The sequence below is a fragment of the Paenibacillus sp. MSJ-34 genome, assembly GCF_018918005.1.
Classification (GTDB): domain Bacteria; phylum Bacillota; class Bacilli; order Paenibacillales; family Paenibacillaceae; genus MSJ-34.
Genome location: NZ_JAHLPR010000006.1, coordinates 133,684 through 157,367 on the forward strand (window position 1 = coordinate 133,684; position 23,684 = coordinate 157,367).

The 23,684-nt window shown below is 50.8% G+C and carries 27 protein-coding genes and 1 riboswitch; of the genes, 20 read left to right on the top strand and 7 right to left on the bottom strand.

Going from position 1 to position 23,684, the window contains the following annotated elements; all coding sequences use genetic code 11:
- Window position 1 precedes the first annotated feature (1 nt).
- Window positions 2-901 carry a phosphogluconate dehydrogenase (NAD(+)-dependent, decarboxylating) gene (gene gnd / locus KQI79_RS04720; RefSeq protein WP_216537070.1) on the bottom strand — a complete coding sequence of 300 codons (900 nt, stop codon included), beginning with the start codon at window positions 899-901 and terminating at the stop codon, window positions 2-4.
- Between the two features lie 271 nt (window positions 902-1,172).
- Between gnd and KQI79_RS04725 the strand changes: the two genes are divergently transcribed.
- From KQI79_RS04725 to KQI79_RS04755, 7 genes are all read left to right on the top strand, one after another.
- Complete coding sequence (locus KQI79_RS04725; protein WP_230192347.1) at window positions 1,173-2,525, top strand: L-cystine transporter; 1,353 nt, start codon at window positions 1,173-1,175, stop codon at window positions 2,523-2,525.
- 191 nt (window positions 2,526-2,716) lie between these two features.
- Window positions 2,717-3,157 carry a hypothetical protein gene (locus KQI79_RS04730; RefSeq protein ID WP_216537072.1) on the top strand — a complete coding sequence of 147 codons (441 nt, stop codon included), beginning with the start codon at window positions 2,717-2,719 and terminating at the stop codon, window positions 3,155-3,157.
- 26 nt (window positions 3,158-3,183) lie between these two features.
- Window positions 3,184-3,459, top strand: coding sequence for a hypothetical protein (locus KQI79_RS04735; RefSeq protein WP_216537073.1), 276 nt, complete (start codon window positions 3,184-3,186; stop codon window positions 3,457-3,459).
- Window positions 3,460-3,561: 102 nt separating this feature from the next.
- A complete protein-coding gene (locus KQI79_RS04740) occupies window positions 3,562-3,921 on the top strand; it encodes a hypothetical protein (RefSeq protein WP_216537074.1) in 360 nt (119 codons plus the stop codon).
- 309 nt (window positions 3,922-4,230) lie between these two features.
- Window positions 4,231-4,728, top strand: coding sequence for a cation:proton antiporter regulatory subunit (locus KQI79_RS04745; protein WP_253297949.1), 498 nt, complete (start codon window positions 4,231-4,233; stop codon window positions 4,726-4,728).
- Window positions 4,729-4,730: 2 nt separating this feature from the next.
- Window positions 4,731-5,957: a cation:proton antiporter gene (locus KQI79_RS04750; protein WP_216537075.1), complete on the top strand. Its 1,227-nt coding sequence runs from the start codon at window positions 4,731-4,733 to the stop codon at window positions 5,955-5,957.
- Between the two features lie 6 nt (window positions 5,958-5,963).
- Complete coding sequence (locus KQI79_RS04755; RefSeq protein ID WP_216537076.1) at window positions 5,964-6,143, top strand: hypothetical protein; 180 nt, start codon at window positions 5,964-5,966, stop codon at window positions 6,141-6,143.
- 73 nt (window positions 6,144-6,216) lie between these two features.
- On the opposite strand, the gene KQI79_RS04760 is transcribed toward KQI79_RS04755, so the two are convergent.
- Window positions 6,217-6,912, bottom strand: coding sequence for a PspA/IM30 family protein (locus KQI79_RS04760; RefSeq protein ID WP_216537077.1), 696 nt, complete (start codon window positions 6,910-6,912; stop codon window positions 6,217-6,219).
- Window positions 6,913-6,958: 46 nt separating this feature from the next.
- Window positions 6,959-7,183: a PspC domain-containing protein gene (locus KQI79_RS04765; RefSeq protein WP_216537078.1), complete on the bottom strand. Its 225-nt coding sequence runs from the start codon at window positions 7,181-7,183 to the stop codon at window positions 6,959-6,961.
- Window positions 7,184-7,554: 371 nt separating this feature from the next.
- Between KQI79_RS04765 and KQI79_RS04770 the strand changes: the two genes are divergently transcribed.
- The 9 genes from KQI79_RS04770 to KQI79_RS04810 all read left to right on the top strand — a co-directional run bounded on the left by KQI79_RS04770 (window position 7,555) and on the right by KQI79_RS04810 (window position 15,515).
- Window positions 7,555-8,508, top strand: a complete 954-nt coding sequence (locus tag KQI79_RS04770) for a tyrosine-type recombinase/integrase (RefSeq protein WP_253297951.1) — start codon at window positions 7,555-7,557, stop codon at window positions 8,506-8,508.
- A gap of 176 nt (window positions 8,509-8,684) precedes the next feature.
- Complete coding sequence (locus KQI79_RS04775) at window positions 8,685-8,882, top strand: aspartyl-phosphate phosphatase Spo0E family protein (protein ID WP_216537079.1); 198 nt, start codon at window positions 8,685-8,687, stop codon at window positions 8,880-8,882.
- Between the two features lie 6 nt (window positions 8,883-8,888).
- Window positions 8,889-8,984, top strand: a riboswitch (cyclic di-GMP riboswitch).
- A 99-nt stretch (window positions 8,985-9,083) separates the two neighbouring features.
- A complete protein-coding gene (locus KQI79_RS04780; protein ID WP_216537080.1) occupies window positions 9,084-9,650 on the top strand; it encodes an HD-GYP domain-containing protein in 567 nt (188 codons plus the stop codon).
- Window positions 9,651-9,784: 134 nt separating this feature from the next.
- Window positions 9,785-10,948, top strand: coding sequence for a Gfo/Idh/MocA family protein (locus tag KQI79_RS04785; RefSeq protein WP_216537081.1), 1,164 nt, complete (start codon window positions 9,785-9,787; stop codon window positions 10,946-10,948).
- A gap of 13 nt (window positions 10,949-10,961) precedes the next feature.
- Window positions 10,962-12,035, top strand: a complete 1,074-nt coding sequence (locus tag KQI79_RS04790; protein WP_216537082.1) for a Gfo/Idh/MocA family protein — start codon at window positions 10,962-10,964, stop codon at window positions 12,033-12,035.
- A gap of 19 nt (window positions 12,036-12,054) precedes the next feature.
- Entirely contained in the window at window positions 12,055-12,903 is an 849-nt protein-coding gene (locus KQI79_RS04795; protein WP_216537083.1) for a sugar phosphate isomerase/epimerase family protein, read from the top strand.
- A 61-nt stretch (window positions 12,904-12,964) separates the two neighbouring features.
- Window positions 12,965-13,297 (top strand): hypothetical protein, encoded by a 333-nt coding sequence (locus tag KQI79_RS04800; protein ID WP_216537084.1) that lies wholly within the window; start codon window positions 12,965-12,967, stop codon window positions 13,295-13,297.
- A gap of 50 nt (window positions 13,298-13,347) precedes the next feature.
- The gene (locus KQI79_RS04805; RefSeq protein ID WP_216537085.1) at window positions 13,348-14,247 is read left to right on the top strand and encodes a transposase; all 900 of its coding nucleotides are present in this window, start codon (window positions 13,348-13,350) and stop codon (window positions 14,245-14,247) included.
- Between the two features lie 413 nt (window positions 14,248-14,660).
- Window positions 14,661-15,515 (top strand): AraC family transcriptional regulator, encoded by an 855-nt coding sequence (locus KQI79_RS04810; protein ID WP_216537086.1) that lies wholly within the window; start codon window positions 14,661-14,663, stop codon window positions 15,513-15,515.
- A 16-nt stretch (window positions 15,516-15,531) separates the two neighbouring features.
- Here the strand turns inward: KQI79_RS04810 and KQI79_RS04815 are convergent, their stop codons facing one another.
- The 3 genes from KQI79_RS04815 to KQI79_RS04825 all read right to left on the bottom strand — a co-directional run bounded on the left by KQI79_RS04815 (window position 15,532) and on the right by KQI79_RS04825 (window position 20,121).
- Window positions 15,532-15,870, bottom strand: a complete 339-nt coding sequence (locus KQI79_RS04815; RefSeq protein ID WP_216537087.1) for a helix-turn-helix domain-containing protein — start codon at window positions 15,868-15,870, stop codon at window positions 15,532-15,534.
- A gap of 47 nt (window positions 15,871-15,917) precedes the next feature.
- Entirely contained in the window at window positions 15,918-19,181 is a 3,264-nt protein-coding gene (locus tag KQI79_RS04820) for a DEAD/DEAH box helicase (protein WP_216537088.1), read from the bottom strand.
- Window positions 19,182-19,353: 172 nt separating this feature from the next.
- On the bottom strand, window positions 19,354-20,121 hold the full coding sequence (locus KQI79_RS04825) for an HAD-IIB family hydrolase (protein WP_216537089.1): 768 nt from the start codon (window positions 20,119-20,121) through the stop codon (window positions 19,354-19,356).
- A 213-nt stretch (window positions 20,122-20,334) separates the two neighbouring features.
- Here KQI79_RS04825 and KQI79_RS04830 point away from each other — a divergent pair, with 213 nt between their 5' ends.
- The 4 genes from KQI79_RS04830 to KQI79_RS28440 all read left to right on the top strand — a co-directional run bounded on the left by KQI79_RS04830 (window position 20,335) and on the right by KQI79_RS28440 (window position 23,290).
- Window positions 20,335-22,254: an LTA synthase family protein gene (locus tag KQI79_RS04830; protein ID WP_367398136.1), complete on the top strand. Its 1,920-nt coding sequence runs from the start codon at window positions 20,335-20,337 to the stop codon at window positions 22,252-22,254.
- A gap of 33 nt (window positions 22,255-22,287) precedes the next feature.
- Window positions 22,288-22,629 carry a DeoR/GlpR family DNA-binding transcription regulator gene (locus KQI79_RS28160; protein WP_216537109.1) on the top strand — a complete coding sequence of 114 codons (342 nt, stop codon included), beginning with the start codon at window positions 22,288-22,290 and terminating at the stop codon, window positions 22,627-22,629.
- Complete coding sequence (locus tag KQI79_RS04840; protein ID WP_253297952.1) at window positions 22,629-22,838, top strand: DeoR/GlpR family DNA-binding transcription regulator; 210 nt, start codon at window positions 22,629-22,631, stop codon at window positions 22,836-22,838. The genes KQI79_RS28160 and KQI79_RS04840 overlap by 1 nt, the downstream gene beginning before the upstream one ends.
- 188 nt (window positions 22,839-23,026) lie before the next feature.
- Window positions 23,027-23,290 carry a hypothetical protein gene (locus tag KQI79_RS28440; RefSeq protein ID WP_483311367.1) on the top strand — a complete coding sequence of 88 codons (264 nt, stop codon included), beginning with the start codon at window positions 23,027-23,029 and terminating at the stop codon, window positions 23,288-23,290.
- 19 nt (window positions 23,291-23,309) lie between these two features.
- On the opposite strand, the gene KQI79_RS04850 is transcribed toward KQI79_RS28440, so the two are convergent.
- A partial coding sequence (locus tag KQI79_RS04850) for a hypothetical protein (RefSeq protein ID WP_216537091.1) occupies window positions 23,310-23,684 on the bottom strand: 375 nt, incomplete at its 5' end.

Here is a 23,684-nt window from a genome sequence, read left to right on the forward strand (position 1 = left end):
CTCATTGGGATTTGCCAACCGCGTGGCCGCCGAATTCGTTCCGCAGCGCGGCGACGACTTTGCCGTGAAAGGCGTCGGTTTCGAGCGACCGGTAGCGCATCAGCAGGGACATGGCGATCACCGGAGTGCTTGCTTGCAGGTCAAGAGCCGTTTCGACCGTCCATTTGCCTTCGCCCGACGATTGCATCACCCCTTGGATGCCGGCCAATTTCGGATCTTTCGAGAACGCTCTCTCCGTCAGTTCCATAAGCCAGCCGCGAATGACGGAACCGTTCGCCCACACGCGGGCCACTTCTTCAAAGTTGAATGGAAAGCTGCTTTTTTCCAACAATTCGAAGCCTTCGGCAATCGACTGCATCATCCCGTATTCGATCCCGTTATGAATCATTTTCAGAAAGTGTCCGCTGCCGGATTCGCCCGCGTATAAATACCCTCGATCCACGGCGATATCCCGGAACAGCGGTTCGACAAGCGTGAAACTGCGCCGTTCTCCGCCGATCATGAAACAGCCGCCGCGATGCGCCCCTTCGATTCCGCCGGACGTGCCTACGTCGAGAAAATGGATCCCGCGGGACTTTAATTTGCCGGCCCGCAGGATGGAATCTTGATAATGGGAATTGCCGCCGTCGATAATCGTATCCCCTTGGCCGAGCAACGGGATAAGCGAGTCAATCACCGAGTCCACGACCGGGCCCGACGGAACCATGATCCACACGGTTCGAGGCGCTTCCAATGCGGCGACCAGTTCTTCGATCGAACTGGAGGCAACGGCCCCTTGTTCCGACAGTTCTTGAGCAGGCTCGGGATGAACGTCGTATGCAACGACTTCATGGCGATGGCGCAGCATATTTTCAGCCAAATGAAACCCCATTTTGCCAAGGCCTATCATACCTAGCTTCAAGTCAAAGCATCTCCTTTTCTTCTCATATTCATCATACAAGTATACTTGTATACAACTATAATGCTCTATACTATCGAATTTAAAGATCGCTGTAAATAGCAAAATTTTTCAGGACGAAGAAAGCGATAATTAATTCCTACTTGACAGATAGGGATTGTTGAACTATAAATAGATTACATTGTAAATTTCAAGTTTGGCTATCCTAAGATTAAACATGAAGTTAAGGAGTGAGGTAACGGTGGCGCTTCAGACGATTATTAATATTGTTATTATGCTAATATTCATCGCCGGCTTATTTTATATGCAGAAAAAACATATCTCGTTCTCGAAACGCGTTTTTACTGCATTGGGAGTGGGAGTCTTATTCGGGTTGGCGCTGCAATACATTTACGGAGCCAAATCGGAAGTATTGAAAACGTCTTTGGACTGGTTCGGCATCGTCGGCAACGGTTATGTCAAGTTTTTGCAAATGATCGTTATGCCGCTCGTATTCGTCTCGATCTTATCGGCATTCACGAAAATGAAGCTTAGCAAAAACTTCGGGAAAATCGGCGTTCTTGTTATTGCGATCTTAATCGGCACGACCGCTGTGGCGGCGGCAATCGGAATTGCCACGACGGCAACATTCAAGCTGGAGGCGATCCAAATCGAGGCGGGCGATTTGGAAACGTCGCGCGGGGAGGCGCTCGAACAACGGCTCGGCGATATCCAACACATGACGATGCCGCAGAAGATCGTCGAACTCTTGCCGAGCAACCCGTTCGCGGATTTGACCGGCGCTCGCGCCACATCAACAATCGCGGTCGTTATTTTCGCGGCATTTCTCGGCTTTGCCTTCTTGGGCGTCAAACGGAAAAAGCCGGAACAAGCGGATTTGTTTGAAAAATTCGTTGAAATGTTCTACACCATCATTATGCGCGTCGTTACGATCGTGCTAAGGATAACGCCATACGGCGTTCTTGCCTTGATGACGAAAGTGACGGCAACGAGCGACTATGAAGGCATTTTGAAACTAGGCAAATTCGTCGTCGCTTCGTATGTGGCTTTAGCAATTATGTTCATCGTTCATATGCTTTTGTTGGCCTTTTCGGGTCTGAACCCGATCACGTATGTGCGCAAAATTTTCCCGGTTCTCGTATTTGCGTTTACGTCTCGTACCAGTGCGGGGGCGCTGCCGCTCAACGTGAAGACGCAAACCGATAAATTGGGCGTGCCGGACGGAATCGCGAATTTCTCCGGGTCGCTCGGCCTTTCCATCGGACAGAACGGCTGCGCGGGCATTTACCCGGCCATGCTTGCCGTTATGATTGCGCCGACGGTAGGCATCGATCCGCTGTCGTTTTCATTCATCGCGCAATTGATTGTGATTGTGGCCATCAGTTCGTTCGGTGTAGCGGGCGTCGGCGGAGGCGCGACATTCGCGGCGCTGCTCGTACTGTCCTCGATGAACTTGCCTGTTGCCTTGGCGGGGCTGCTCATCTCCGTCGAGCCGTTGATCGATATGGGCCGTACGGCGCTTAACGTCAGCGGAAGCATGACGGCGGGCGTTCTTACGAGCAAAGCGGTGAAAGAACTGGATACGACCGTTTACGCGGAGCGAGGCGGACAACCGATCGAAGCGTAAATGGCAGCGATAAATGATACCTTGGAGAACCGTGGCCGATTGATGGATCGGCCGCGGTTTTTTATCTATATTTGGAGAGACCGGCGTGCTCCGCTCTACTTGCGCATGAACTTTTTCCCATCCATCATATGTTATAATGAAAAGATAAGGGGGCCATGCTAGGAAGGCCAAGCGGGAGGGGCTGAAGCGACATGCTAAAGGGAAATCGGGACTTTATCGAAGCGCATATCCGGGAAATAAGAGTTTCGCCGGCGTTACTGGCGGAAGCGATCGATACCGTTTCGTTTGCCGCCAACGACGAAACTTCGTATACGTTATTTACGGGATGTTTTATCCTTGAAAAGCCTGCGTTTATGTTCGGAATTGTCAATAGCGCGACCGACCGGGGACAGCTTATGATCACGCATCAATGTAAGCCTGAATCGTTTTTGGCGGGGTTTGCGACGATGGTTCGCAGAGTTGTTCCGGAACTTGGCGTAAACGAACAAACGGAATTGACGATTCATTTCGCGCGCACTTTCGGGCGAATCGTTCGAGATTGTTATTCGAAAACCGACGGCTTGCCTGTCCCGCCGCAGGCAGAACGGTTCGTTGATATGGCGGATGCCGATTACATAAAAGGATTCTATTAGTCAATACATACGAGGAGTTGTGGAAAATGAAACTGAAAGTGATCGAAGCAAGCATGACGCATAACCAAGAAAGCGGATTTGTCGGCCGGGTTCTATTTCAACTTGCGGGACAGCCGACCGACTATGAAATTACGTTCTATAGCCAGAAAGGGAAAGATTGGGGGTATAGTTTAAGCTTCGGCAAAGAATCGGGAAAAGAAGAGGATATCGTTGCGATCGAGGACATGCTCGAACAGGACGACGATTTGTTCGATTCGCTGCTCCATGCCGCGAAGAGCAGTCAAGCGGACGGTTCCGTTTAGCTGCCGCTGCAGGCAGGTTTTGCCTTCATGTTATGTTTGCTAGCATGGACAAATTTATGTTATTCTGCAATAGAATGTTCTACTTTGAAAGGGGGGAAAGGAATGTACGAAAGACGCACCATGAATCGGGTGCTGCTGCTGGTTGTAACGATGATTGCTTTGCTCGTTTCCTCCTTAGTGCCCGTCCTGGAATTCGACAATACGGCATTGCTGAACGAAATGCTCTCCGTGAAAAAAGAGCCCACAGTCCATCATTCGGTAGGGGCTACTCATCATCAAATCGCGAAACTGCACGCCATGGCGCAATTCGTTCTGCTCTTCAGCCTTTATTGTTTAATGAGCTTGTCTAGAATCAGGATACCAAGATTTCGTCTTGCCGTATTCGTTCCTATACTGCTTAGGCAACTTTTGCTGCGCCCTTTACAATTTACCTCATCTTACTATATCGTCCGCACCGCTTAACAGCCGGTTTGCTCGGGGGATGTTTTCGCATGCCCGATAAACCGACCCTTCTCTATGATTTTTCCTAAAACCAGTACCATTAACTACAAAAATCAATATTTTATTCGTACGACAAAGTCGTTTTTAAATCCAAGTTATACAAGCTGAAAACTATAATATTCAGTTCGTTTGCGGGTATACCATGACAAAAACTGTATGCAAATGATGCGAATGCCCTATACTGTTATTATTTGGAATGTGTTGTTGTAAGGCAACGCGATTATTTCACGTTCGCGGAGCGCGTAAAATTTCATTTGGGAGGTTCAGCGTATGATTAATATTCGCGAATCCGACTTGCCGGGCATTGGCCGGAAATTTCTGGTTGAAACCCGCGGCGGAGATAAGTTAGTCATTGTTATTCATGATGACGGAAGAAGAGAATTATATCATTTCTTTCACGACGATGCGGAAGAATGCATTTCCTCGATCACGCTTGAAGACGATGAAGCCAGGACGGTTGCCGCTATTGTCGGCGGAATGAGCTATAAGCCGAAGGCTTTGGAGACGATTGAAATCGAACTGAACGATTTGATCGTGGAATGGTACCGTGTCGATGCAAACGCCAAATGCGTCGGCAAGACGATCGGCGAATTGAATATCCGCCAAAAGACAGGCTCGACCGTCATTGCCGTCGTGGAAAAAGACCACAAAAAATATATTAGCCCGGGGCCCGATTACAGGCTAAATGCGGACTCCACACTCATTGTCGCAGGTGAGAGGCAGCAACTGAAAGCATTGAAGCACATTATACTGTATGGGAGTGATTGATATTGGACCACATCGTACTAGAGATCGGGCTTGCGATTATTCTTATCGCGATCGGCGGGCTTATTTCGGCTAAACTACGGTTTTCCATCATACCGTTTTATATATTGATCGGCATGGCTGTAGGTCCCCACGCCCCCAAATTCGGCTCATTCGACCTTCGGTTTATCGAAAGCGCGCCGTTCATCGAATTTATGGGCAGACTTGGCGTCCTGTTCTTGCTTTTTTACTTGGGGCTGGAATTTTCGGTAGGCCGCCTGATCAAATCGGGCCGTTCCATCGCGGTGGGCGGAACGATCTATATCGCAATTAACTTCACATTGGGATTGATATTCGGGTGGGCGTTAGGTTTTCCTTTAAGCGAGACGTTGGTCATCGCCGGGATTACGACGATTTCATCAAGCGCGATCGTGGCCAAAGTGTTGGTCGACCTGAAGCGGACGGCGAATCCCGAAACCGAGATGATTCTCGGCATTATCATGTTTGAAGATGTCTTCCTGGCCGTTTATATTTCGATATTGTCCGGCCTCGTATTGAGCGGTTCTTCTTCTTTAGGCGGGGTTTTGTTGTCCGCCGGAATCGCGCTCGGATTTATGCTCGCTTTCCTCATTATTGGCCGCAAAGCAGTTCCTCTTTTGAACCGTGCGCTTAATATACGATCGAACGAAGTCTTTATGCTCGTTATTTTCGGACTGTTGTTCGTCGTGGCGGGCTTCTCCGAGACGATCCACGTCGCGGAAGCGATCGGCGCGCTGCTTGTCGGTTTGGTGCTGGCGGAGACGGAACATATGAAAAGGATCGAGCATCTTATTTTACCGTTTCGCGACTTTTTCGGGGCGGTCTTCTTCTTCAGTTTCGGACTTACCATTAATCCGCTGGAACTTGGCGGCGCCGTATGGATGACGTTGGGTGCGGTAGCGTTGACGCTGGTCGGGAACTTCGTGGCAGGGATGCTGGCCGGACGAAGCGCCAAATTATCCGGCAAAGCGTCTTCCAATATCGGGCTCACCATCGTATCCCGCGGCGAATTTTCCATTATTGTCGCCAATTTGGGCAAAGCGGGCGGACTGCTCGAAATTTTACAGCCATTTGCGGCATTGTACGTCTTGATTCTGGCTATATTAGGGCCGCTCCTCACCAAGGAATCGAAAATGGTCTATAAATTGCTGAACAAAGTGTTTAAGTGGGATAAACCTGTAAGAAAAGGATCGAATCATAATATGAGAGGATGAAAAGTTGTGAGTCTGCATAGTGAACCGACGGTTAAAAAGGGTGTAACCGAACGCGGGAGGCATCACGACGAACAGGCGGAATGGGATAAGGCGCAAATGATCATGGTGCGCGATGTAAGAAACGCACTAATATTTACCGCAGTATTCGGTATCGTTTTAGCGGGACTTTATTTTATCATGAATTGATTACGGGCGCAAAAGAACATGATCGAATACAAGAAGGCTGCCGACCTTGACGGGTCAGGCAGCCTTCCGTATATTACTCCGCTTGCGGCAGTTTGTTGCGCAGCCGCGCCAGTTGCTCTTCGATGTAAGCTTCCCGTTTCGCGGCAGCTTCCGTCTGCTCGCCGGAACCGGCAGCCGGAATCGGCGCGATTCCCGCATGCGCGGATGCATACTTGCTTAGCTCATGCTGAGCTTCCAACTGCATAATTTTCTCTTCGATTCGTTCGAAACCGCGCGCGGCCGTTCCGCCTTCGAGCCCTCGCGAAAAACTGGACACAGCCGTTTGCGCTTCGGCTTTTTGCAGGCGCGCGGCCAATTCCGTCCGTTTCTCCTGCAGCTTGGCATATTCCGTCTCTGCCGCTTCCAACTGCTCGGCAAGCATTACGGATTGCACTTTGGCGTCCTCGCGGCGAGCCGTATATTCCGTTATTTTTTCCGAATAATTCATTTTCGCTTCCAGCGCAAGCCGCGCTTCCGCCTCTTGACCTCCTTGGAGAGCCTCCATGGCCTTTAATTCGCTATGTTCCGCAAGCCGGGACAATTCTACGATTCTTTGCTCCATCGCTCTCTCCGTCGCTTGCTGCTGCAGAAGCGATTGTTTGAGCTCGTCGATATCGCCTTTCATATCGCGAAGATACTGGTTCATCATGATGACAGGATTTTCAAGCTTGCCAAGCACCTCGTGCGCCGTCGCTTTCGTCAAATCCACCAATCTATTCAATACTCCCATGTTGTTCCACTCCTTTTATTCATTTATATTTACAATGGGCTTGAAATTAATAGTATCTGTAATCATTCGTATAGAACGGTTCCCCATACGGCGCTTTCGGGACAATCAAGCTGGCAACGATGTAGATCAGCGCGACCGTTCCGAAACTGAAGAGCGCGGATATAATTACAAGAAGCCTTACGATGCCGGAACCGACGCCGAGCCATTCCGCAACGCCTCCGCACAGCCCCGTCAGCTTGCTGTCCATCCTTGAACGATATAGTTTGTTCATTCGAATCGTCTCCTTCTCATTTATCGTTAAACGTTGTTGTTGTTTTCTTATGTCTTTATTGTAGAGCCGGAGAGATTTTCTTGAAACGGACCCCGGGCGGTTTTTCATACTGGCCTTAAGTTGGGGAAAGGTTACTACCGAAGGCATAGTTTATCGGAAATAGAGTTACTTTGGGTCATTTTTTAACGTATAATGGTAGCTGTTAGAGCGAAAAGCAACCGACGGAGGTAGAGTGGATGGGAATAATGGGAATATGATGTCCTGAATGTATAAGCGGTTACATAACCGAAGGTTGTTTCATCCTGAAAATGCAAATAATGGTGTTCGTACAATTTGCGTTGTTTGAAATAATAAAGGAGGCAGAACTACTCATGCAACTTCAAGCAATCTTACCTCATCTCCCTAATCACACGACGAACAGCGAGTCGTATTCCGACGACCAGATCGTGAATATGTTTATCTCCACGGGTAATCGTTCCAAATATACGATTCGAAATTATCGTAACGCCATTAATAAATTTCGCATGTTTATCGCGAATAAAAGATTAAGAGATGTGACATGGAGGGAAATTGAGGTTTACAAGATTAGTTTAATGGAAGGGTATCTCAGTAAAGACAACAAGCCTCAATCTCCTGCGACTATAGCTATACATATAGCTCCTTTGCGTTCGCTGTATAGTTGGGGGAGCGATCCGAACATCGGCATATTCAGTCACAATCCGACAACTTGCGTTCGTACGCCGAAAATTAAGGTGACCAGCAAAAATCATTATTTAACGGTTCGTGAAGTCGTTATACTGTTCGAGCATTTGAAAAAACAAGGATTTCGGGATTATATTATCGGACTAACCCTCGTTCTCCTGGGGCTCAGAGTTTCCGAACTGACGGCTATAAAATGGGAAGATTTCCATACCGATCCGGAGGAAACTTCGATTTGGCTGACGGTACACGGCAAGGGGGACAAGCAGCGCGAGGTAAAAGTACCGCAGATGTTATGGGACTTACTAGGTCAGTATTCGGCAACGGAGGATCCAATATACGGGAAAGGTTCGAATCAAAGATTGTTTCCCTATTCCGTTCGGTTAATAGAGAAAATCATCCAGAAAGCGCGCGACCGCAGCGGTCTAGGCAAAAAAGTAACCCCTCACTGGCTTAGGCATACAAACGCCACATTGGCCCTGTTGCGCGGAGCGTCGTTGCAGCAAGTCCAAGAATCGCTAGGCCATACGCATATCAACACTACACAACGTTATCTTCACACGGTACAACAAATTCAAAAAGCAGCTCCCGACTATGTCGAAGATTGCTTAAAGGGAAAGATCTAGGCACTAGTTCCTAGATCTCCTCGAGGAAAGAGTTGTTAATTTGGTCCATTTTTACTATAATACAAATTGGTAATAAGTTGTAGAAATAAAGAGTATTTTATCGTTAATTGTCGAACAACGCAAATTGTACGAACTATATTTTACCACGAGAAATTCAAAAAAGAGGGGGTTTGGAGATGAAGGGGAAGGAGGAAAAAAATACCGACCGGAATCGTCGCAATTTGCGTAAAAAAATCGAGAAAACGAGGCAAAAGCTTCATTTGGCGGAGCGGCGGGGGGGTACGCTGTCGGACTCTGGCGTTTACGACGTTAGCGTTCAATTAGACGGCTTAATTATGGAATACTATAAACGGGAAAAAGATCATCCTAATTAAATCGCATAACCGAAAAGGCACACTTATCGAAAGATAGGGTCGCAAAGCTATAGGGGTTAAGGCGTTGTCCGCATGGAAACGTTATGCTAGCCAGTTACCGAAATGAAGAGGAAATCCTTCTGTTTTTTCGGAGGATTTTCTTGTTTTTTACCTGTTCGTCTGATAGGAATGTCGCCATAAACGCGACGAAAGAGGGGTCATATGCAAAGTATTGTAACCTTCGAAGAGTTGGACTTGTTAAAGGAAAAAGATATCGATACATACCGCCACAGCCTTAAAGTAGGCAAACTCGCGCTAAGTATGGCGTTTCACTTGAATTTGGACCAGAAGCGAACGCGTCTGCTTTACAACGGCTGTTGTTTGCATGATATCGGAAAGTTGTTTGTTCCGGATACCATATTGCGCAATCAAGAAGAACTCGAGCCGAGCGAGTGGGAGACGATGAAAAGCCATCCTTCGCTTGGAGCCGAACTGTTGCGAAAACGATCGAATGTGGATCAGGATATTATCGACATTGTTGAATTCCATCACGAACGATGGGACGGACATGGCTATCCCTACGGCTTAAAAGGAGCGGATATTCCGATGTTCGCCCGGATTTGCGCCATTATCGACTCTTTCGAGAGCATGCGTTCGGATCGTCCTTACCGGAAACGGCTGTCGTTAAGCCAGGCGAAGGATGAACTGCGGAACAATAGCGGTACGCAATTCGACAAATATTACGTCGACGTATTTCTTAGCTTGCCCGATACGATTTTGGATCAATAACAGTAAAATGACAACCAGAGTTAAATTTTTAAGAAACATTGGTTAATGTGAGTGAAGAGATCGCACCCCCGCCATGCTACGATGAACATAGCGAAACATGTTACAATAATTGCTAATGAAAGGAATTTACCGCTATGGAAAAAGTGCGCATCGGCATCGTCGGGCTAGGAAATATGGGTACGGCACATGCGAAATATTTGATTGAGAATGGAGTGAAGGGAGCGGAGCTTGCCGCCGTTTGCGACAATCGGCCGGAACGGCTGCTGTGGGCGGAAGCAAATCTGGGCGAACGGGTCAAACGGTATGTGCGCGCGGAAGATCTTCTGGATTCCGGACAGGTCGATGGGGTGCTGATTACGACGCCGCATTACGATCATCCCGAACAAGCCGTTCAAGCTTTGCGGCGCGGCCTGCACGTGCTCGTCGAGAAACCGGCCGGAGTCTATACGAAGCAAGTCCGGGAAATGAACGAAGCGGCGGCGAAGTCCGGCAAAGTATTCGGCATTATGTACAATCAACGGACAAATCCGCTTTACGCGAAATTGAAAGATCTCATCTCCTCCGGAGAGCTTGGCGAGGTTCGGCGGACGAATTGGATTATTACGAACTGGTACCGCTCGCAAAGCTACTACGATTCCGGCGGCTGGCGGGCGACGTGGGCTGGGGAGGGCGGAGGCGTGCTTATCAATCAAGATCCGCATCAGCTTGATCTGTGGCAATGGACGACAGGTCTGATGCCAAAGCGGATTCGGGCGTTCTGCTCGTTCGGCAAGCATCGCAACATTGAGGTCGAGAATGAAGTGACCGCCTATGCGGAGTATGACAACGGAGCGACAGGCGTATTCGTGACATCGACCTGCGAAGCTCCGGGAACGAACCGGTTCGAGGTTACCGGCGAACGGGGCAAGGTCGTCATTGAAGACGGACGTTTGACGTTTTGGCGTTTGCGGGTCTCCGAGCCGGAATTCAATCGAACATTCCAGGGCGGATTCGGCGAGCCCGAGCATTGGAAATGCGAAGTGCCGGTGGAAGGGGATAACCCGCAACATCAAGGCATCACGCAAAATTGGACGAATGCGATCTTGCACGGTACCCCTTTGCTCGCTCCGGGCGAAGAGGGCATCAAAGGATTGATGCTGTCCAATGCGATGCTTCTCTCCACTTGGACGGACGATTGGGTCGATCTGCCGATCGACGAAGATTTGTTCTATCAACATTTGCAGGAAAAAATACGCACTTCCGCCTCGTCCGGCCAATCCGGCGAATACAAAACGCTGGATGTCGGCGGCACATACTAAGGGGGGAAAGGACATGCAAAAACAAGACGGAATGAATTACGCCCCAAAAGGAAAGCCGCAGCCGGTCGTGAGCCGCGGAGAATTCGTCTTTGCGGCAATGGCGCTCGATCACGGGCATATTTACGGGATGTGCAACGGGCTTGTAGAAGCGGGGGCGACGTTGAAATGGGTATTCGACCCGGATCCGGACAAAGTCCGAAATTTTTGCAACGTCTATCCGGGAGTTAAGGCGGCGACATCGGCACAACAAATATTGCAGGATCCCGAGGTAAGCCTTGTCGCGGCGGCAGCCGTTCCCGTGGAACGCGGACCGCTCGGCGTGGAAGTGATGCGGCACGGCAAAGACTATTTTACCGATAAAGCGCCGTTCACCACGCTCGAACAATTGGAAGAAGCGAAGGCGGCAGTTGCAGCTAGCGGGCGGAAATACGCGGTCTATTACAGCGAGCGCCTTCATGTGGAGAGCGCCGTGTTCGCAGGCACGCTCATTCGGGAAGGGGCGATCGGACGCGTCGTCCAAGTGCTTGGCCTCGGTCCGCATCGTCTCAACGCCGCTTCGCGGCCGAAGTGGTTTTTCGAGCGCGAGAAGTACGGCGGCATATTATGCGATATCGGCAGTCATCAAATCGAGCAGTTCCTGTATTACAGCGAATGCAAAGACGCCAAGGTGCTGCATAGCAAAGTTGCCAATTACCGTTCCAAGGAGTATCCGGAGCTGGAGGATTACGGCGACGCGACGCTGCTGGGCGATAACGGGGCAACCCATTACTTCCGCGTAGATTGGCTGACGCCGGACGGATTGGGCACATGGGGCGACGGGCGGACCGTCATTCTCGGCACGGAAGGCTACATCGAATTGCGCAAATATATCGATATCGCCCGCGATCCCCAAGGAGACCACCTCTATTTGGTCAACGGATCGGGCGAGCGCCATTACGAATTAAGCGGTCAAGTCGGTTATCCGTATTTCGGCGAACTGATTCTCGACTGTATCAACCGCACGGAAATCGCAATGACGCAAGAGCATGCGTTCAAGGCGGCGGAGCTATGCTTGCTCGCGCAGAAGCAGGCGATTAGAGCGGAATAAGCATTGGAGGGTTAGGCGTATGAAACTATCCGTTTTTACCGTTTCCACCCCCGATTTGACGCCGGAAGAATTGGCGTTGGCGGCCCAAGAGGCGGGCATAGAAGGCATTGAATGGCGATTTCAAGACGTCCCGGAAGACGCGAAGGACGAGGCGCCGTCCTATTGGCGCAACAACCGCTGCTCGATTTCTACGCGCGCTGACGACGAACTGCTGCAGCGATTCCGACAGGCCGCCGCCGCGCATGGACGTGTATCCGTCAGCGTAACCCCGTATTTGACGGTAGGCGACGTGGAAGGAACGGAACGCGTCTTGCAGGCCGCGAGCCGGCTTGGAGCGAGTTTCATCCGCCTTGCCGTCCCTGGCTACGACCGGACGAAGCATGTGCGCGAACTGATGGAGCAGGAGCTGGCCTATTTGCGGCAGGCGGCGCCGCTATGCAAACGGTACGGCGTCAAAGGTTTGCTCGAAACGCATCACGGTACGATTGCGGCCAGTGCCAGCGCGGCATTGCGCTTGGTGGAGGAATTCGACCCGGATACGGTCGGAGTGCTGTACGATCCCGGCAACATGGTCCATGAAGGCTACGAAAACTACCGCATGGGTATGGAATTGCTGGGACCGTATTTGGCTCATGTTCATGTGAAGAACGCCGTATGGCAACCTGGCGGGGAAGCGTCCGACGCGAGCGCAGCCTGGAGAGTCTCCTGGCAGCCGATACAGCGTGGAATCGTCCCTTGGAGTCAAGTGATCGAGGACTTGAAGGCGGTCGGCTACGACGGATATTTGGGCGTGGAGGACTTCAGCGGCGAATATGCGTCGAGAGACATGCTTATGCGGTTCTCAGCTTATTTGCGCAGCCTGTTATAGTTTTTCGGACCCCAAAGGTGGACCTACTTTCGAGAGAGGCTCCGAAGGAGCCTCTCTTATAATGGATGGCAGCCGTTGCAGCGCTATTCATTGTGGCACCATTGCTGTTCCTATCTTTCTGCCGATATCCCTCTCGCTCAGCCCTTCTGTCGATATCCCCTTCTTTCAGACTTCTGTCAGAATCCCTTTGATTCAGATCCTTTTACCAACATCTTTTTTTCAAACCTTCTGTCGAAATCCCTCTTGTTCAGAAGCAAGGTTTATTTCCAGAGGTAAGAGGTATATGCCAAAAATTCACTTCCTTCAGGGACGATTGCAGATTCGAACGGAAAAAGGCTTTATACTTTTCAAAAAAATAAAAATGATACTTGAAATAGGAACATATGTTTGGTAAAATAAATGCAAACATAGGTTCTTGTTTTTGGTGATTCGGGAGGTATTGCCATGTCCGAGTTGTTATCCTTTGAAGCGTTCTCCACTTACTATGAGAAGGAAGAGACGTGTGTACAAGCATGGTTCGATATGAGATGGCCGGACGGCTTTCGCTGCCCCCGGTGTCAGCATCCTAACGCTTACATTATCAAGACCCGCAGGCTTCCTTTATATGAGTGTCAAAGCTGCAGGGCGCAGACCTCGCTCATTGCGGGGACGGTCATGGAAGGCAGCCGCACTTCGTTGCGCAAATGGTTTCAGGCGATCTATCTACATGCCAGGCCGGAGAGCGTCAACGCTGTCCAATTAGCCCGGATCATTGAGGTTACTTACAAAACAGCTTGGCTGATCTGCCATAAGCTGCGGCATGCCATGTCTCAAATCGAATCAGCGGAGCTGTTGTCGGGGCTGGTTCGCATTTCGGAAGCCATCTACGCGAGAAGGTTTACGCGGCCCTTTTGGTCATGGCATGTGCCGGAACAACCTCTTTTGGTCGGTGTCTCGACGGACGACAACGGAACCATCCTCAAGTTGAAAATAGAGAAGCAAAAGAAAGAAAAAATCAAAGACCCCTATACGCCTTTTTCGGTTGAAGGTTTTATCGATCGTCATGTGGAAAGGAAAGCGGCAGCCCATGCCGTTGTAACGCGCTGTACGGGGCGCAGGCGCAACCTCAGATTGATCTCACTTGCGTGGGAAGCTGAGAAGTGGTTGGCTGCTGTGTTTGGAGGCATTGGCAGCAAACATTTGCAAGCTTATCTAAATCAATTTTGCTATATGTTTAATCATTTCCGAGAGTCTCTGCTCAAACCGCTGTTTAATAGCTGTGTGCAGTCACGAACGATTACCTATCGGGAGCTTGTCGGCAGTGCTGCCGAATCGGGTATGACTCATTATAAAATCGCGTCCTAAATGCATCGTTCTAGTTACGTTTGTGATAGGGTAATGTTTTTTTCATTTAACTTGCATTATCGTATGATTTGCACCACTTTTCAGGTGCGTTCGTTTCTCTTTTCAACTTCATTCGAAATACATTTTTTAGCTTCGAGCCCGTGAGAGTACTTTTTAACTTCACTAGAGATTCATGACAGATACTTCTGACCTGAGCGAGCGGGATTTCGACAGAAGGCGGAAAAAACAGATACCGCCATGGTCTGGCATCACTCGAAATCGAAGGCGGAAAAAAGCAGATATCGTGGTCCGGCATAACACAACGCGAAAAGGAACGCACGCTATCCGCCACAAAAGGAAGAGGAGGGGACAGGTTCACTCTTTCGAAGGATCGTGGTATGCTTTGAACAACGAGCTACGAAGGAGGAGAGCGAATGTCCGCCCTAACTGCCGCGCATCCGAGCATTATCGATTTTATCTATCGCAACGACAGCCCGATCGATCCTGTTTTTCATTCCCATTCCCATTACGAAATTTACTATTTTGTCGAGGGAAAGTGCAATTACCTCATCGGCGACAAAATTTATTTTCTATCCCCCGGCGATCTCATCTTGATGAACGGCATGACGCTGCATTGTCCGAAAATCGATCCGAACGTCAAATACGTCCGTTCCATCATTCATTTCGAACCGGCTGGATTGCGCCCGTATCTTGAGCCTCATCATTCGTTAAACGTCCTTCAGCCCTTTCAGGAATTGGGCAATGTCAGAATCGGCCTGCGGGGCGAAGACAAAGCGGAGATGGAGCGAATGCTCGATTATTTGCATGTGTTATACAAGCGCGGCGACCGCATCGGCATGAACCGATGCCAGCTTGCTTTTGTGGACTTGCTGTATTTCATTTACGAACATTGCCGCAAGCCGTTGCAAGACAAAGGGGAGCTTCTCTCGGAGAAAGAAAAAACGGTGCAGCGGATCATTTCTTTGCTGGAGCGCAGCTACATGGAAGACTTACATCTGGAGCATCTTCAACGGCATTTGCACTTGAGCAAATATTATTTGGCGAAAATATTCAAAGAAATTACCGGCGTGACCATCTTTGAATTCGTGTACCGGCGGCGCATCAACCAGGCGAAAATCGAGTTTATGCTCGATCCGAAGGCGTCGGTGACTGAGGTCTGCTTCAAGCTCGGTTTCAAGCATCTCGCTCATTTCAGCCGCGTGTTCAAACAGCAAACAGGTTTGTCTCCGGAGAAATATAGGAAGTCGGTGCTATCCTCGACCGATTAAAGATCCCGGGCCGTCGTCACGGAAGAGCAAATTGGCTCAGACTGCTGCCGGTCTTCCGCTTGAAAATTCTACTGGACGTATGAATGTCCGAATAACCGACCTTTTCCGCGATTTCGCCGAAAGACAAATCGGTCTGCATGGCGAGTTCTTTCGCTTTTTCAATCCGCTTACTCAAGCCGGAAATTTCCTCGATATCCTTCATGTTGATTTTCTCGTGATAATGATCGACAAGATAATTTTTGACTAGGATCATTTTCGACACGGTCTTTTGATTGCTTCGGGTCTCCGTCGGTTTCTTCTCGCCGCCTTTCCGTAATTCGCACAAAATATGCATCAGTAATTGCTGGCACAGCACTTTATTAGTGAATCCCGCTTGGCCTTAATGGAGGAGGGACCGTCCGGTCAGATCATTAAAATGTCGCGCAGCTCTTGCTCCGTCAGCGAGGATAACGATTCCTGGCCCGGCCGGATCACTTCGTCGATCAGGTTTTTCTTTCTCTGCTGCAGTTCGTACATTTTGTCCTCCACGGTGCCTTGGGCGACGAGGCGGATCACTTGCACGACGCTCTTCTGCCCGATCCGGTGGGCGCGGTCGGCGGCTTGCTGCTCTACGGCCGGATTCCACCAAAGATCATATAGAACGACGGTATCGGCTCCGGTCAAGTTGAGCCCGGTTCCGCCGGCTTTTAAGGAAATAAGGAACAACTCGCGTTCGCCCCCGTTAAACCTGTTGCATAACGCAACGCGCTCGGAAGCGGGAGTTTGGCCGTCCAGGTAGAAATGCTGAACGCCCCGATACCCGAGTTCCCGCCGGATGATGCCGAGCATTTCGGTGAATTGCGAGAAGATCAGCATGCGTTTTCCCGCGCTCAAACATTCCTCGATAATGTCGAGCAGTTGCTCCAGCTTGGCCGAACCGCCGGCATATCCTTCGACGAATAAGGCGGGATGGCAGCATAACTGGCGCAGTCTTGTCAGCCCGGCCAAAATTATAATCCGGTTTTTGTCGAAACCGTCCTCGTTCAGATGCCGCAACGTTTCTTTTTGCAGCTTGGCCAAGTAAGCCGCATATAGCTTCTTCTGCTCCGGAAGCAGCTCCGAGGCTTGCACGGATTCGATCTTGTCCGGCAATTCCTTCAGCACCTCGCTCTTCAAGCGGCGCATAAGAAACGGACGGATCCGCTTGGCCACAGTTTCCCGGGGCAATTCGACGAAAGCCTGCCGATCCGGGAATAATTCCGGGAACACGGCGTCGAAGATGGACCATAATTCTTCCAATGCGTTCTCTACAGGCGTGCCGGTAAGGGCAAACCGATACTTGGCCTGAATTCGCTTGACCGCTTGCGCCGTCTGCGTCGTCCTGTTTTTGAAAAATTGCGCTTCGTCCAAAATAAGCGTGTGAAACGAATGCTCGGCATAGCGTTTCATATCTTTGCGCAGCAGCGGATAGGAGGTGATCACGACGTCGGCGCTGTTCGTCCGGACGGCATCCGTCAACATCCGGTTCCGTTCCGTACTGCCGCCGCTTGGGATCACCGCCCGGATGTCCGGAGCGAACTTCTTCAGTTCATTCAACCAGTTGTATACGAGCGAAGCGGGCGCAACGACGAGCGCCGGCTGGCCTTGGCTTCTGATTTCGGTCAGCACGGAAGCGATAAATGCGATGCTTTGCACTGTTTTGCCAAGCCCCATTTCATCCGCGAGAATGCCGCCGAAACGGTAACGGGCAAGCGTCTTCATCCATTGGTATCCTTCGTTCTGATATTCCCTGAGCACCGAAGCAAGGCTTTGCGGGACAGGGAAATCGGAATGATCGGGATTTCGCATGTTTTCCAGCAGCCGGCGAAACGATTTGCCCAGCTTGACGGCCCTTCCTTGCTGCGGGTCGTCGATCAAACGGAGCCCGCGCACGATGGGGAGGCGAAATTCGTTTCCAAGCACATCTCCTCGGGCCATGCCGGTTTCGTTAATAAAGCGGGCGATTTCCTGGAATTCGGCGCTTTCCAGCGGCAGCAGCGCACCGTTTCTTAACCGGTAATAGGTGCGCTTCTCCTCGAGAGAGCGAAGCAAATCGCGGATTTCCGACGGAGGAATGCCGTCAATGTCAAAACGAACTTCCAGCCAATCGGTTCGTTCGTCCGTATCCACCGTTACCTTTGGCGGAACGTATCCGGTATGAAGCCTGATCTTGACGGCGGAGGTTGCGTAGACTTGAAGCAGCTTCTCTAATTGCGGCACGATGCGATACAAAAATTCGAATTCCGCCTCTTCGTCCTCCATGAAATAACCGGATTCCGTCCGAGCGAAGGAGCTCTGCTCCATCAGTTCCAGAATCCGTCCTTCCCGATCACCGTCCCGCATCAGGATGGGCCCGTTGCGTCTGCCGGCGCCGCTCTCCAACGGATTGATCACGATGTCCCCGTATTGGAATTCCAGCGCGGCAAGCAGCCGGTCCTTCACCCGGTCCAAATACAGCCTGGCTTGCAGCGGCGTTTGCAGCATGCGATCGGAAACCGATTGGGCGATGCGGACGCTGCCCAGTTTCATCAAGCCGGGCACGACCTGTTCCATCACCGGCTCCATCCGCTCCGGCGGAATCCGGATGCGATGCGTACGGGAAGTTTCCAGCATCCGTTTCAGCCGGGAGAGCCGCCTGCACGGATCGGACGGCAGCCGAATCAGCTTTCCTTCCGTCAGGACGGCTTCATACGATTCCATCACCGTAATGTTCTCCAATCCTTGCACGTCCATTTGATATTCCGGGGTCTCTTCGGTCGGCGCTTGGCCGAGCTCGAAGCGAACCGGGACCGCTTCGTCGGATATGCGGATTCCGTCAAAGCAGCCGCCTGCATGTTCGAGCTGGGTGCTGGGAGCCTGAACGAGCAAAGGAAGGAGGCTTTCCCATGACACCGGGGGGACGGGCAGGGCGCTTTCGCCTCCCGCAAGTCCGGCATGGACGGGATAAGGCTCCGAATGGTCGCGATACATCCGGTCATGCTGCGAAATCCGGATTAACTGCCGAATGACCGCGTCGTCTTCTTTCTGGAAGCAGTACACCTCCGGATCGTAGGTGAACGATTTGGATAAGGCGCAGGTTTCCCGCCGCTGAACCCGATCGAGAAAATCGGCGATCCGGCGAACCGAGTACAGCCGCTTCGGCCCAACCTTGATTTCGATGGCGAAGAACTGCTTTCCGTCTCGAAGGGGCAGGCATTTGCATGTAAAAGATACTTTCAGCGGTTGCCTGGTATCGTAGACGATTCCCGCGCCGCTTGGGCGCATCGGTTTGTAGTCGAACAATTCCAGCACGTCGTCCGTAAGCCGCAAATCGTCCGCGGACGCCCGGGAAGCTCCCGAACGAACCGGCGCCGTTCCGGCATGCTCGCGATCCCGGATGGCGAGCAGCACGGCGGCGATATGCGAACAGTATTTGTCATAAGAAGAAAGGGAGGGGCAAGTGCATTCCGCATGCACGCGTCCGCCCTGCTCGACGTGGACGGACACGCGGGAGACGGAGCTTTCTTTAACGTCGGCTTCATAAACTTGCGATTCGGCGTCAAATTTGGTAAAAGACACCTTCCCCGCCTTGTTAAAGGCTTTTCCTTTTTTATATGAAATTTGACCGCATAATAACGCGATGAGTCGTTCCGTCATCTGAATGCCCATAGCTGGTTCCTTTCTTTTATGGAAATGTGGCGTTTCGGAAAAAGCTTATCCTTCCATAATAACAGAAATGATCCCGCGGCGCTTCAACCGCTACGCCGGATTTTGCATCGCAACCATTTCCGGGGGCGCCGCTTGAAGCCGAAAAAAAATCCGGGGCTTCAGTCCCCGGATTTTATACGCTAGTACCCGCTTTTGCAAGCTCCTCCAGCTTCGCTATTATTCGTTCCTCGACATGCCCGTCAAGCGGAATGCGCTCTTTGGCGATCGCGTTCAGTTCCGCGTGGTCCCCGATCGCAACGGAATGGCGCGCCTTCTCGAACATCGGGATATCGTTCATATCGTTGCCGAAGCATACGAACTCCCCTTCCTGTATGCCGAAATGTTCCAATGCGGTCATTTTATTAACGCCGCGGCAAGTCATGTCCACTACTTTTTCCCCGGCATGGGAATGAATGGAGACGCCGGCCGTTTCGAGCTTTGCATGAAGTGTCGGCACGTCGTCGCAGTCGAGGACCAATATTTTCACGATTCGTTCCAACCGTTCGATTTCCGTCTTGTCCGCCAAGCCCAGCGGATCGATCTGTTGTATAAACGGATGGCCGGAGTCGCCGAGGCAAGCATAATTCCAATCGCCGTCGATTAGTGCCGTGGCGCGGCAATCGCGCAGAAGAGCGAGAACGGATTCCGCCACAGGCTGCGGAAACGCTTCGATGCGTACCGTTTCGCCGCGGAAGCGGGTCATCGCTCCCCCCGCGCCGATGAGCAGCTTGCCGTGAAGCCTGTCGTCCAATACGGGCAACATGTCGCGGCAATGTCTGGCCGAAGCGAACCCGATCCGATGCCCAAGCGATTCGAGACGAAGCAAAACGTTCGTCAATTGCGGGGATACGGGCAGCCCCTTGTAGCAAATGGTCCCGTCGAGGTCGAAGATGAAATACATGATGTCACCGTCCCTTAATAGAGGTAGTTCAAAAAGTCCTCATTTTGACTTTTGAACTCGCATTGTTTAGGTAGAATGTCTTACCATTAATTCGACAAAACATGCCCATTACCTTCTGCAATCGTTTTGTAGTAAAATATAGTTTGTGACGTTTTAAGCTGCATTTCATGTTCATGTGATATACTGTTGAACGCGAAAGGGGAGGGAATCGTTTTGCAAGGGATATTACGGTGGATGAGCCGGCCGTTCTTCGTTTTTACAGTATTCATGGTACTGAAAATCAACTTGTCCTGGCTAGTCATATTCGGCGCAAAGGATACGGGAACCGCTCTTCTTGTCAGCGTACCGTCCGTTTGGGTTGTGTTCGGCTTGATCGAATTGCTCGCTAAGAAACGTAAAATTTTATTTTATATGATTGCGAATTTCGCGATGACGTCGGTTTATTTTGCGGCAATTATGTATTACAAATATTATGGCGTCATTGTCAATTACCGCGCGCTGCAGCAAGCGAAACAAGTCGTCCAAGTCAAGAGCAGCGTATTCGATTTAATGCATCCCTACTATTTGCTCATCTATCTCGATGTGGTCGTTCTGCTCGTCATGTTCCTGTTCTCGAAGAACATTCGCGGGTGGGGCAAAGAGCTCGAACGTTCCGGGCGCCGCATCGTTCCGATCATGCTCGCCGCTTCGTTGTTGTTCTGTCTCGCCACCATTTGGATGAATCGCGGAATTGTCAACGAAATAAAGCAGGCCGAGCAGATGGGCATACTTAATTATCAAGTCTATACCGTACTCGCGGATATGAAAAAAGAAGAGCTGGACCCGCCCGATACGATCGACCGGGATGAAATCAGAACGCTGAAAGGCATCGCGTCCGGGAACGAGGATCGAGGGCCTTATTGGAGTGCGGCCAAAGATAAAAATATTGTTATCATACAACTCGAATCGTTTCAAAACTTCCTGATCGGATTGACGGTGGACGGGCATGAAGTGACGCCGGTACTAAATCGGTTGGCGAAGGAAGCTTATTATTTTCCTCATATGTATCAACAAGCCGGACAAGGCAATACGTCCGATGCCGAGTTCATTACGAATACGTCGTTCTATATTCCGCCGAACGGCGCCGCCGCGGATATCTATACGGGCAAAGATTTGCCCAGCTTGCCGAAGCTGGTGCGCGAGCATGAATACAAAGCGTTTACGTTCCATACGAATGACGTGACCTTCTGGAACCGGAACCGAATGTACCCGGCGCTGGGATTCACCCGATATTACGACCGGGCGTTTTTCGGCGAGGAAGATCAGCTCGCTTTCGGCGCTTCGGACGAAGTGTTATATGCCAAAACGGCGGCGGAGCTTGCCAAGTATCAAGAAGAAGGGCAGAAATTTTACGCGCATGTCATCTCAATGTCGGCGCATCACCCGTACGATTTGCCGGAAGACAAATACGCCGTGCCGATTCCGGATGAGATGAAGGACACGCTCGTCGGCAACTATCTTCGTGCCCAAAGTTATGCCGACGCCGCGCTGGGCCAATTTATCGAAGAATTGAAGCAAAGCCATATTTGGGAAAATAGCATGATCGTCATCTACGGAGATCATTTGGGGCTTCCGATGTACTCGCTCAACGAGCCGGAATTGGCGATGCTTCGGCAAATGTTGGGAAGAGATTATTCTTATACCGATATGTTGAATATTCCGCTCATCGTTTCCGTTCCGGACGGGCCGCCGCCGCAAGCGTTCGACCAAGTAGGGGGACAAGTCGATATTATGCCGACGGTCGCTCATTTGGCGGGAATGCCGATGGAAGGGCGAACGTTCTTCGGGCAAAATTTGCTGAATAATAAGCATAACATTTTGCCGGAGCGCTATTATTTGCCCTCGGGCTCGTTTATTAACGATGAAGGAGTGTTCATTCCCGGCGAAGGCGTGGAGGACGGTGACTTGCATTTAATCCGGGACCGCGTTCTGGCGGGAGCCGGCGATCGGGACGGCGCGAAGACGGATGAAGAGCTCGGAAAGCAAAGATTGGCCGAGCAATTGGAGCGGTACCGGGACGAATATGAACGGGCGCTGCAGTTGCTGCATATATCGGACAGTTATGTGAAGCAGCTTCCGGATCTCGAAAATTAACAAAAACGAACAAGGGCGGGCACGATTACGAATATGAGCGAATTGCTGAACGTGTCGGAGATGACCGTTCGCCGGGATTTGAAGGAATTGGAGAAGGAAGACATCGTATGGCGCACGCATGGCGGAGCCGTATTCGTACAAACGCCGAACCCGGAGCCGCCCTTTGACGAGAAACGAGGGGCGCATTTGGATTTGAAAGAGCGGATTGCCGAATATGCCGCCAATCGTTTCGTTCGCGACGACAGCGTCATTTTCCTGGAGGGAGGCACAACCGTAACGGGCATGGCCGGCTTTCTCGGGCAATACCGGGATTTGCTGATTGTGACGAACGGCCTGTACACCGCCTCCGCGTTGAAGAAGATCGTGTCCAATTGATGGAAAGCCAAGTCAAGCGGGCGATGAAAGCTTCCGCGAAACGGACGGTCATGATGATCGATTCGACCAAGTTCGGCGTATGCTCTTCCTTAACTTCGTTCCAGTTGAAGGAAGTCGACGCCGTCATTACGGACGATGCCGCTCCGGCGGATATCGTCGAGCAAATCGTCAATGCGGGCGTTAAAGTTCATACGGTACCAAGCAAATAACGGCAGTTTCTGTGAACTGCCGCTTTTTCATGTTCCACCGACGATCGCGTCTTCGGATTTATGTCGAATCTGTACACGCGATTCGGCGCCGAATTTCCGATCCGGTTCGACTTCCTCGATACGATGGGCGGACAAAATTTGAGCCTTCAGGCTCATCCGTGAACGAATATATTTACGAGCAATTCGGTATGCACTACACTCAGGACGAAAGCTATTACATGCTCGATGCCAAGGAGGATGCGGTCGTCTACTTGGGATTGAAGGACAATCGATCCCGAAGCAATGATCGGCGACCTGGAGCGCGCTCAAACCGGAGAAATTTCGTTCCCGGCACAGTGCTGTCCAAGTTGTACGGAATACAACATGATGACGGGGCAGAAGGCGAAATGGGCCGCTATGTTGTACAATTTACTACAATTTCGTTAGTAGAACGGCTGTATGGCCCGTTTTGACCCCGAAATGTTGTAAAAACTACAGCATAGGCATCTTGGCCGCATGAAAAAGATGCAAAATGTTGTATTTTGTACAGGATAGCCCCGGGGGATTTTCGTAAGCAGGCGGATTTAGGAGCGATTCCGATGCGATGATGAGATACGTTCGTCCATGCGGATTTGCGATATCTCGAGACGCAGTGAACCGCCGGTTTGTCCGGGAAAGCATGGGGCGGTCCGAGCGACGCGGTTGAAGATGACCCACGGGCATTGGATTTGATCCAATGCTTTTTTTGACATTATAGAATTTATAAAATTTTGGGGTGGGCAGGGCTTCCGCCTCGTTTTTGTTTTTGGTAAGGTTAGGATATGGAGACGAACGTGCTAAAACGAATCTTCTTTGATGAACATGGAC

Excerpts from the sequence above, each read along its gene's own strand:
- KQI79_RS04825 (WP_216537089.1), bottom strand. The coding sequence starts at position 20,121 with ATGTATTTCATCTTCGACCTCGACGGGACCATTTGCTACAAGGGGCTG.
- KQI79_RS28160 (WP_216537109.1), top strand. The coding sequence starts at position 22,288 with ATGAGCGAATTGCTGAACGTGTCGGAGATGACCGTTCGCCGGGATTTG.
- KQI79_RS04735 (WP_216537073.1), top strand. The coding sequence starts at position 3,184 with ATGAAACTGAAAGTGATCGAAGCAAGCATGACGCATAACCAAGAAAGC.
- KQI79_RS04775 (WP_216537079.1), top strand. The coding sequence starts at position 8,685 with ATGAAGGGGAAGGAGGAAAAAAATACCGACCGGAATCGTCGCAATTTG.
- KQI79_RS04770 (WP_253297951.1), top strand. The coding sequence starts at position 7,555 with ATGCAACTTCAAGCAATCTTACCTCATCTCCCTAATCACACGACGAAC.
- KQI79_RS04765 (WP_216537078.1), bottom strand. The coding sequence starts at position 7,183 with ATGAACAAACTATATCGTTCAAGGATGGACAGCAAGCTGACGGGGCTG.
- KQI79_RS04740 (WP_216537074.1), top strand. The coding sequence starts at position 3,562 with ATGTACGAAAGACGCACCATGAATCGGGTGCTGCTGCTGGTTGTAACG.
- KQI79_RS04800 (WP_216537084.1), top strand. The coding sequence starts at position 12,965 with ATGGATGGCAGCCGTTGCAGCGCTATTCATTGTGGCACCATTGCTGTT.
- KQI79_RS28440 (WP_483311367.1), top strand. The coding sequence starts at position 23,027 with ATGCACTACACTCAGGACGAAAGCTATTACATGCTCGATGCCAAGGAG.
- KQI79_RS04795 (WP_216537083.1), top strand. The coding sequence starts at position 12,055 with ATGAAACTATCCGTTTTTACCGTTTCCACCCCCGATTTGACGCCGGAA.
- KQI79_RS04810 (WP_216537086.1), top strand. The coding sequence starts at position 14,661 with ATGTCCGCCCTAACTGCCGCGCATCCGAGCATTATCGATTTTATCTAT.
- KQI79_RS04725 (WP_230192347.1), top strand. The coding sequence starts at position 1,173 with ATGCTAATATTCATCGCCGGCTTATTTTATATGCAGAAAAAACATATC.
- KQI79_RS04840 (WP_253297952.1), top strand. The coding sequence starts at position 22,629 with ATGGAAAGCCAAGTCAAGCGGGCGATGAAAGCTTCCGCGAAACGGACG.
- KQI79_RS04760 (WP_216537077.1), bottom strand. The coding sequence starts at position 6,912 with ATGGGAGTATTGAATAGATTGGTGGATTTGACGAAAGCGACGGCGCAC.
- KQI79_RS04805 (WP_216537085.1), top strand. The coding sequence starts at position 13,348 with ATGTCCGAGTTGTTATCCTTTGAAGCGTTCTCCACTTACTATGAGAAG.
- KQI79_RS04745 (WP_253297949.1), top strand. The coding sequence starts at position 4,231 with ATGATTAATATTCGCGAATCCGACTTGCCGGGCATTGGCCGGAAATTT.
- KQI79_RS04730 (WP_216537072.1), top strand. The coding sequence starts at position 2,717 with ATGCTAAAGGGAAATCGGGACTTTATCGAAGCGCATATCCGGGAAATA.
- KQI79_RS04780 (WP_216537080.1), top strand. The coding sequence starts at position 9,084 with ATGCAAAGTATTGTAACCTTCGAAGAGTTGGACTTGTTAAAGGAAAAA.
- KQI79_RS04785 (WP_216537081.1), top strand. The coding sequence starts at position 9,785 with ATGGAAAAAGTGCGCATCGGCATCGTCGGGCTAGGAAATATGGGTACG.
- KQI79_RS04820 (WP_216537088.1), bottom strand. The coding sequence starts at position 19,181 with ATGGGCATTCAGATGACGGAACGACTCATCGCGTTATTATGCGGTCAA.
- KQI79_RS04790 (WP_216537082.1), top strand. The coding sequence starts at position 10,962 with ATGCAAAAACAAGACGGAATGAATTACGCCCCAAAAGGAAAGCCGCAG.